This is a genomic window from Mucilaginibacter sp. UYCu711, from assembly GCF_050433825.1.
Classification (GTDB): domain Bacteria; phylum Bacteroidota; class Bacteroidia; order Sphingobacteriales; family Sphingobacteriaceae; genus Mucilaginibacter.
Genome location: NZ_JBNPWM010000016.1, coordinates 59,661 through 67,834, shown reverse-complemented (window position 1 = coordinate 67,834; position 8,174 = coordinate 59,661). Strand labels below are relative to the sequence as shown.

Here is an 8,174-nt window from a genome sequence, read left to right as displayed (position 1 = left end):
AATCTCTACACAAGCTAATCAATCAGCTATAGGGTTGTAAAGGCACAAGTAGCCTTTGCCCGCATGCCTGCCCGACATACTTGCGCCAGCGGGGGGGGGGACACAAGTAGCCTTTGCCCGCTTGCCTGCCCGACATACTTGCGCCAGGGGGGGACGCTCACGTTAACTGACGGGCTTACCTTTATAAAACCCAATCAACCCAATCATTACCCACATTACAAACAAATAAGCGCCCCACGAAACCATGTCGATAGTTTGTTCATAGCCTTTATCAATGTTCAATGCATACAATCCGGCGTAGCCTTTATATCCCAACGTCCATTGGCTGAAGTTCCAGGCGGTATGTAAACCAAACCCCAACGCCAGGTTATTGGTTTTTAAAGCAGCTAATCCAAATAATATAGCCCCTGTTCCCGATCCTAACAGGGCTTGCGTCCAGGTCATCCCGCCAAATACATGTTCAATCACAAAAACACAAAATATAATACCCTGCGCTACCCACGGACCTGTGGCCCCTTTAATTGTAAATAAAGGATAACCGCGAAAAGCCATTTCTTCGCGCAGGGCCACCATAGTATATAATGCAAAGTTTATAAGTACGGTGCCAAAGCCCGTTGTACTAATCTGTGTAAGGCTGATATGGCCTGTTAAAGTCATAATAGATAGTTGTACAATCGTCATTATCAACCCTGCCATAAACCCGAATAAGAACTGATAACCATTGACTTTTTTGAACGCGATGCCAGCATCTTTTAGCTGTAACTTCTTCCATTTTACAAAAAGCAGCGTCAGCCCAAAAGTCAAAACAACAGCGGTGCTTAGGGATAGCAATTCTTTATAAGCTGCCGGAAGGTTGGATGTAACCGACGATGCTAAAACAAACAACACCACACAGCCCAAGTAGAATAGCAACGCGTAGGCAATGGCGCGAATTTTTGGAGAATACCGCATAAAATTTTTTCTTCAAAAATACCTGCCTGATAGTCGCGTCGGGTCTCAAAACAAGTTATGGAACTTCTTTTATAAGCTGTATTGTTGTTTATAGTATTCGCCCGGCGTTTTTTGGGTTGCTTTTTTAAAGGCCCGGTAAAAAGAGGCTTTCGAACTGAATCCTACTTCGTATGCCATGCCAAGCAGGGTGTATTTTTCGTTGGCTTTATCGGCAAAACGGATCTTGAGATCTTCGATCCGTTGCTGATTTATAAAATCACTAAAATTCATTTTGAACCCGCTATTAAGAATATACGACAGTTCATTTACGGGCATCTGTAGTTGTGCCGCTAATTTCGAGAGGTTAATATGCTCGTCGTGGTGCCAGTGATTTGTGCTCATCAGGTTCAGTATTATCGTCATTTTTTGTGAGAGGACATCGGCCGACAGCAATTGTCGTTTTTCTATTACAGGAACGGTTAGCAAACCTGCTTCAGGGCGGTAATAACCTGCAATGCCCAGCCAATACATACATGCGCAAAGTACCAGGTAAATAGGTTGATATGGCAGTAAACCGGATCCGGGGGTATGCTTGAACGCCAGCGAAATAATGATATAGGCAAGCCAGGATAGCACAATAAAAAAAGAAGCGGCAATAACCCGGACCAGCCATTTCAACTCTGCTTTACCCGCCGTTTTATAATAATTGAAGATGAGCGAACAAGCACGCACCCAATAAATACTGAAGGCTATAAAAGCAAGTATGTCAATAATAAACAAGGCTTGTACTAAAATAGTTGAATAGGTTTTTATCCCATAAGCAAATAACAGCATAGCAGGTAAAACATCCAGCAATAGCGACGGGACAAAATGCCAAAGCTGTATATAGGAAAATTTGAACGTAGTGCTTAATGAGGCCCGGATATAAAAATAAAGCAAAGGCCCAAAACAAAATTGAAGCAACAGAGGAAATGGCAGGTGTAAATTGAAATTAGGTATTTTTTCTTGCAGCACGATCTTTAAGCTGCCTACGGCCATTGCCAAAACAAAAAGCGCAAGGTAAATATTTGCCTTGCGCTTTACCCGGTTGCGAAAAATGAGGATCCCCCAAACTAATCCGTTCACGGCGCCTAAAAGGATTAGAACCTGGAATATATTAAATGATAAGTTTTCCATTATTAACCGATCCTAATTTAAGAAACATTCGGAAGACCTAAAAGGCAATAGGAACATATAGATTGTAGCCATACCGCTGGCACAACAGTATGGGGCAAGGCTGTGTGTAAATGCTACTCGTGCCTATAATACTCTACAAGGCACTTTGATTAGCATGTGAAGAGATTGCTTCGTTCCTCAGCAATGACGCGTGGAAGAGTGTCGTGGATCGAAACGTAGAGACGCAAAATGGTGCGTCTCTACATAATGCGAACCTATTAATTACGCTGGATCTTATAACCCAAACCAATATTCAGGTTAACAAATACGTTACTTTGTTTATTGTCCGGTCCGTTTTGGAGCTTGTAGTTATCATCAACTCTCCAGGGGCTATTGGATGTTTGTAAATAATAGCCAAACCTTAAGCCAATAGGCAAACTGCGGTGGATGGTGATATTATCCATCTTTTTGTCCTTTAGCGCGATCAAATAATCGAAACCGCCGCCGAACTCCAGGCCGAAACGTGGGTTCCACAGGGTTTTACTGGCCGTCAAATTTGTCAATTCGGGCGAAAAGCTGGAGGTGCTTTGCATCCGGGTATTATCCTGGATGCGCAGCATAGCGGTAGACAGGTTGATCCCCACAAATGGGAACGCCCGCATTTTTGCCGTGGTGGACACATCATAACCTAACCGGCCATAAATTTGGTACTGGTTATATTTTGCCCGGATACCATTGGTGGTATTGGCTGCCGAGGTAGAGGTAAAACTTGCCCCTATACCATCTTCCATCACCCAGTTATTATGGATATGATTCATGGAAAGGCTGAGCCAGTAGTTGCTTTCGGGTAAGGCCGGGATGCCATTGGCGCCCAGTATCCCGTTGAGCTGCCCCAGCTTGCTTTGGCGGTACATACCCTGTAACTGCATGGTGCCGGCCACTTCTTTTGGAAAATCGTCCTGCGCGCGGGCAGTAGCACCTATCGTCAACAGACCTGCGGAAAGCAATAGCGTGTAAGTTAATTTATTCGTCTTCATGTGTTGGTTGATTTATTGGTTGTTTAATAACAATCAATAACTACGGCTTTTGTTTGCCGTTGGTTTTATAAAAGGATTCCTGGTTACTCTGTTTATGCGCAGTACCAAGTTACCCTCAAGAGGGGAATCGCACGGGGCCATTGCTTTTTGCACTATCCATCACAACCCGCCCCTACTTCGGATTAACCACCATGCCCCTGCTTTCGCGCAGCAACTGGAAAAGGTGGTCGGGGCGGACAACTACATAGTCGTCGCTTAATGAATTAGCCACATTTTTAAAGCTTGTAGGGGTTACACCCTTCCAGGGCTGCGCCTGTATGATCACGAAACGCGGCGAGGTTTTATCCCAACCGGCGCCGGCACGGGCGATATGGTCTTTCATAGCCTGTTCATTTGTACAGTAGTTGCAGCCCAACGCCATTCCGGGTAAGCTATCGTTATAAACCGTAAGTCCGCCGCCGGTGTTTTGCGCGGTTACACCCAACAACGATTTTGCCTGGGTGGCATACATCTGCCCGACATTTTGGTTAATGCCGCCGGTGATGGTGTTCCAGATGGTGATTACCCGCAGGCCCGCACGGTGGGTATAATCCTGGGTTTTAGCAACAAACTGTTTGAGCAGTTTTTCATCGGCCCAGGTATTAGGATAAGTGTAACCATAGCCGGAAGGCCCGGAGATCAAATTATCATTGACGGTAGATGTTTTATAATAAAAGTTAAGGGCGCCGGGCATGGCATCAACCATAGCAGGCGATACGGTCCAGCCCATGGGCACAGCGCCGCGGTCGGGGTTATCCCAAAGCTTGCGCATAGCATGCTCTAAAAATTGCAGGTTGTCCCCGTCGCTCAATATAAACGCTACATAGATCTTATTTTGGAGCGCCGGTTTTGGGGGGATGGGTTTGATATTTATTTTACGTGATGTACCGCTGTATACCGTTAGGTTAAAGCTCCAATCGCTGGCGATGGTAGCGATTCCATATTTGGAAGCCCGGTTAACCCCCGGCGCTTCCTCTGGCCACCAGCCCATATAGGGCGAACCGGGAGCCATGGAAGACAAGAATTTATCCAGCAATTCGCTTTCGCCGGCTATTTTGGGGTCGAGCCAGATGGTTGCGACGCCCAGTGCTACGGCATATTCGCGAAGGGCGGCTTTAATCCCGTTAGGGTTTAACCCGATCAATAAACGGTGATCAAGCTGCGGCCAATAGGTATCGTATAGCGACTGATATACTTCCAGCTTACTGTTATATTTTCCACGCAGATCAAGCAGGATGGGCAAATTATAAGGAGCGGCAGTTAGTTTGGACAACAACAATGGCGAGGCAATCAGCGCGCCTTTGGTTTTTGCAAGCACGGTAGCCAGGTTAACGGTATGGATCTGGGCTGTATCATAAACGATGAGCCCAGAAATTTCTTTGCGGTATTTAGTGATCAGGTCCCATTTGTCGGCAGGTTCGGTCCAGCTCAGGCCCAGGGACTGCAGCCAGGTATACTTCCCTTCGCCGGAGGCATTACCCTCGTAGGAAAAGATACGCGGTTTAGTTTTGTTTACGATACCCTTTAGCGAGGCAAACAGGTACTGCTCCGCGGATGCGTAAGGCGAATTTTGACGGGGGAGCACAATCAAATCCTGCACCTGCGCAGGTGCCGGGAACGACGGCAGCAGCTGGCCGGAAGGCCATTTGATCTGGGCCATGGCCGGCACAAACAACAAATTGAACAATAGAAAGCATACCGCTTTAATTCTAAGCATTTTAACCTGTTTTATCATCTGTTAAATATTAGTTTTTTTTATCCCTTCCCCTCATAAAAATCCTTCACCGCTTTTGCGCCGCCTGCTATATTTGGCAGCTTCATCTCCGAATACTTGCGCGCGAAGATGATGCCCTGCGCGCCGGCTTTTAAAGCTGTCATGGTGGAGCGGTAAGCATCCTCGGGCGTGGTTTGTTTGTTCTTAGCCGCGTTGGGGATATCGATGTCCAGCCCGGCGTAGATCTTGGTTTTGCCTTGCACACTATCCAACGCGCGTTTGGTTTCTTTGGCTACGTAATCCTGCGGCATTCCTTCTTTGCCCAAGGTATTAAGGTCCATATCCTCATAGTTCATCAGGCGGTTGTTCACCTTCAGGTACTCCTCTTTAGACAGATCTCCAAACACGGTTGAAGCGTTTGAATTGATATACCCCGCATAGCGCGAGCCGCCAACAATATTGTAAATAACCGGCTTAATAAAATCGGCATAAGCTAAACGCTCGTATGGCATCTCGGCTTTGGTAAACGGACTTAAACTATTAGAGTGCCAGATATGGAAACCTGCCTGGATAGACGGCTTGGCTTCTTTAGCCGAATGGTAAACATTAGCGTAAGTGGCATGGTTGCCGGCGGTCCATAATTTCTCGTAAGCCAATATCTCCGGGTAGTCGGTCATGATGCGCCAAAACTCAGCGAAATAGCCATCAACCGGGCGCTGACCCATGGTTGATTTGTTGCTGAAATCTACCAGTTTATGATACCCCTCTAAAGCCCGGTTAACATCAATGCCCGCTGCTTTTGCAGCCTTGCGGTGATGCTCGCAAAAGCAGGTAATGCGTGCAGATGGGCGCTCGCCTTTAAACGGCGCGATGGCATTATTAAACGGTCCCTGCCGTTCGGAGCTCCACATCAACCCATCAATATCATAGCTTGAGCAAATATCTTTGGTCATGCCGCTGATGAAGTTGATATAGTCGGGGTTTAGGTCGCAGCAGCTTTGTACAGGCTGGCCGTAAATGCCTGTCTCCTGTAGCCTGGCAATATTGGGCACATCTTTATGCCAGGTAAAGCTGTCCTGGTTAAAAACGTACGTTTTTAGTCCGCGCTTTTTTGCTTCGGGTATAACCGCTGCCAGCATGTCCCAGTCGCCGTGGTCGGGCGCTTTGGTTTCTTTTAATATGGTGTTTTTATAAAACTGCGGATGAGGAGTAGCAAAATTTCCACCGCGCAAATCCTGGTATTCCAGCTTACCATGATCGGGAAACGGGTAGCCCGCTATCTGCCTGCCCGCGATACCGCTATCATAAGTAAAGGTAGCCAGGAACAGCGTATTGATCTGGCCGCTCTCCTGGATATTATCCAGCACCTTGTTAACGCCCTCGTCAATAAATGATATGGCGCCAACCTGTATGCCTATTAAGTTGTCGGTTTTGGGCTTCACAGGTTTTGCTGCCGCGAATGATGCCTTGGTTAACATAGACGGGATTATGGCGCCTGCGCCTAAGGCTAAGCTGCTTTGCACAAAATCTCTGCGCGAAATGTCGTGTTTGGTTTCCTTTTCCATTTGCTTGATGATTAATTAGGCGTACAATCTTTTATCTGCCAGATCTTACCATCGGTTTTGGCCCAGATGTAAAAGGCGTTGTTTTCGCCCAGGCCAAAACGCATATCAGTTTTGGCATTCTTTACAAGCTGGGGATAAGTTGTTTTTAAATCGCCAAACTGCAGATCGAATTCTTTAATAACAGCCTGTTTGCCCAGTTTCAGGTCAGCAAGCTCAACATAGAATACCCGTCCTTTCACAATATCGCCAAAAATGTACTTACCTTTCAGCGCCGGTATATCGCCGGTATAAACAAAGCCGCCGGCAACCGAATTACCTTCATCGTGATCATATTGGGCAACCGGGTAGGTATATTTTGGATCGTCATGCGCGGGCAGGTTATAAATAGCGCTTTTCTTACCAGCTAAGACGGAAACAAACGTGCCTTCGCGGGTCGGCCAGCCATAGTTAAGGCCGGGTTTTAAAATGTTCAGCTCTTCTACATTGGTATAGCCAATTTCAGAAACTATGACCTTACCATCGGGCGCCCAGGTAATTTTATTAGGGTTACGGAAACCACGGGCATACACTTCGCCTAAAATGGTTGGGTCGCCGGTTTTTGCCCAGGGGTTACTTGCAGGGATGCCATATTTGCCGTTGCGGCTGTTACGGCCCATCGGGTCTATACGCAGGACCGATCCCCTCGGCTCGGTCGAGCCATTGCAAAGCCACGGATAGCCTAACTCTCCTGAACCGCCATCGCCCAGATCAATATACAATAAGCCATAGCCCGGCATACCCGGTTTAAGTGTCGGGTCGAATATCATTTGCTGCATACCGTGCATAGCCGAGGGATTATTCATCCTGAACATTTCGCGGGGGGTAGCTTCAAATACAGCGGCCATAGGGTCCTTAACTTTCCATTCGGTTACTATCCATTGCAGGGCTACAGGGATCGAATCGGCATAAGCAAAATCTGCAGGTGCCGAGCCTTTCTTTTCGGTATGGGTAGTGTACATTAAACCGTTTTTTAAAAAATCCGGGTGAAAAACAAATGTGCCCCAGCCAGAGGCAAGGCCCGGTTCGTGAATGAACCTTGGCTTCTCTTTAGCCAGGTTCATCACCACGTTAAATTGTTTATTTTTAATCTCGTAGAGCTTGCCGCGCAGGTCGAGCATAAACAGGCGGTTGCCGGCAGGTGTCTTTAAAACATAAGTTTGATTTATGCGGGTTAACGGGTTTTTGGTTGATGTTGCCGGCGCGGTAGCCCATTCTTCCAGCTTTAAAGTTAAGCCGGCTTTGGTAATTTTGGTTGGCATTGGATCTTTAACCGGTGTGCCTAATTCGGCCGTATTTACATAAACCTCGGCTGCTTTTTTGTGGGTGTTGATGAAGGATAGTAATGCGTTGATCTCTGCCGGTTTTAGCTGCGGATGCGACGGCATGGGTACTTTATATTCGGTAAATAAAGCAACGGCACGTTTGTTGCCGCTTTTTACCACTGCCTGCGAGTTAATAATGAACCTGCTTAAATAAGCATACGAAGCATCGGCAGTAACACCCGAAAGCTCCGGCCCGATACCGCGCTGACGGAAGTTGTGGCACTCGCCGCAATTTTTCTGGAACAGTGCGTCGCCTTTAGCTATTACCAGCTTATTGGTTGAGTAAGTTATTAAGTTTTTTTGGGCGATGCCGGTAAACGCGTAGCTGCAAAATATCAGTAGTAAACCGCTCTTTTTAAGTTTCATACAGGGA

The 8,174-nt window shown here is 46.9% G+C and carries 6 protein-coding genes; all 6 read right to left on the bottom strand.

Translation table 11 applies throughout. The annotated features are described in order from the left end of the window. Positions 1–162: 162 nt before the first annotated feature. The 6 genes from ABIB50_RS25735 to ABIB50_RS25710 all read right to left on the bottom strand — a co-directional run bounded on the left by ABIB50_RS25735 (position 163) and on the right by ABIB50_RS25710 (position 8,167). Positions 163–951, bottom strand: a complete 789-nt coding sequence (locus ABIB50_RS25735; protein ID WP_429384735.1) for a CPBP family glutamic-type intramembrane protease — start codon at positions 949–951, stop codon at positions 163–165. A gap of 69 nt (positions 952–1,020) precedes the next feature. Next, positions 1,021–2,106 carry a helix-turn-helix domain-containing protein gene (locus ABIB50_RS25730; protein ID WP_429384733.1) on the bottom strand — a complete coding sequence of 362 codons (1,086 nt, stop codon included), beginning with the start codon at positions 2,104–2,106 and terminating at the stop codon, positions 1,021–1,023. Between the two features lie 257 nt (positions 2,107–2,363). Further along, complete coding sequence (locus ABIB50_RS25725; RefSeq protein WP_429384731.1) at positions 2,364–3,122, bottom strand: hypothetical protein; 759 nt, start codon at positions 3,120–3,122, stop codon at positions 2,364–2,366. Positions 3,123–3,294: 172 nt separating this feature from the next. Then, a complete protein-coding gene (locus ABIB50_RS25720) occupies positions 3,295–4,878 on the bottom strand; it encodes a hypothetical protein (protein ID WP_429384728.1) in 1,584 nt (527 codons plus the stop codon). Between the two features lie 38 nt (positions 4,879–4,916). Further along, positions 4,917–6,440: a hypothetical protein gene (locus ABIB50_RS25715; protein ID WP_429384726.1), complete on the bottom strand. Its 1,524-nt coding sequence runs from the start codon at positions 6,438–6,440 to the stop codon at positions 4,917–4,919. An 11-nt stretch (positions 6,441–6,451) separates the two neighbouring features. Then, positions 6,452–8,167: a PQQ-dependent sugar dehydrogenase gene (locus ABIB50_RS25710; protein ID WP_429384723.1), complete on the bottom strand. Its 1,716-nt coding sequence runs from the start codon at positions 8,165–8,167 to the stop codon at positions 6,452–6,454. Positions 8,168–8,174: the final 7 nt, after the last annotated feature.